This is a genomic window from Pseudomonas sp. P5_B2 (assembly GCF_056400445.1).
The window spans coordinates 1-520 of sequence record NZ_JBFULH010001522.1; the positions used below are offsets into that span (position 1 = coordinate 1).

General features: G+C 55.2%; 2 protein-coding genes. Both read right to left on the bottom strand.

Translation table 11 applies throughout. The features are described 5' to 3' along the window. On the bottom strand, positions 1–306 hold a 306-nt coding region (locus AC1DRJ_RS32175), incomplete at its 3' end, for a TetR/AcrR family transcriptional regulator (RefSeq protein ID WP_477805636.1). A 68-nt stretch (positions 307–374) separates the two neighbouring features. Continuing rightward, complete coding sequence (locus AC1DRJ_RS32180) at positions 375–518, bottom strand: OprD family outer membrane porin (protein ID WP_477805637.1); 144 nt, start codon at positions 516–518, stop codon at positions 375–377. Positions 519–520: the final 2 nt, after the last annotated feature.

Genomic DNA, 520 nt, shown 5'->3' on the forward strand with positions numbered 1-520 from the left:
CCGCAAGTAAGCGCCGAGGTAGTGGCCTAAAGAAGACCTTGGATCGAAGCGGGGGAGGGGCGTTTTGCTGAGGCAGTGGAGCAGGTGATACTCATGTTCCTCAATGAATTCGAACAGAAGGCACTGTTTGCTTTCGATGTATTGATAAAGCGAACCCGCTTGCAACCCGGCGTGTTCGGCTAGCTGACGCATGCTCACGCCCTGATACCCCTCATTGACGAACATGCGCAGAGCCACACTGCGGATAGCCTCCAGCCTGGATGCCGATGCGCTACTGACATGGGTGTTTGCATTCTTGGTCATCATGAGTACCGTTGCCCGGCCCGAACTCGGCGGCCGGGGCTGTCGTATGGAAGCCCTTGACGGGGTTGAATTCAAAACAAGGGAAGCGTGTAGGACATCACTAGTCGGGTCTGATCCTGGGCGCCGTCACTCGGTACATCACTTCGAAGCATCGCGTTTTTCAGGCCGAATCCCAGCCCCTTGAAGCTGCCGCTTTGAATGATGTAATCAACAATGA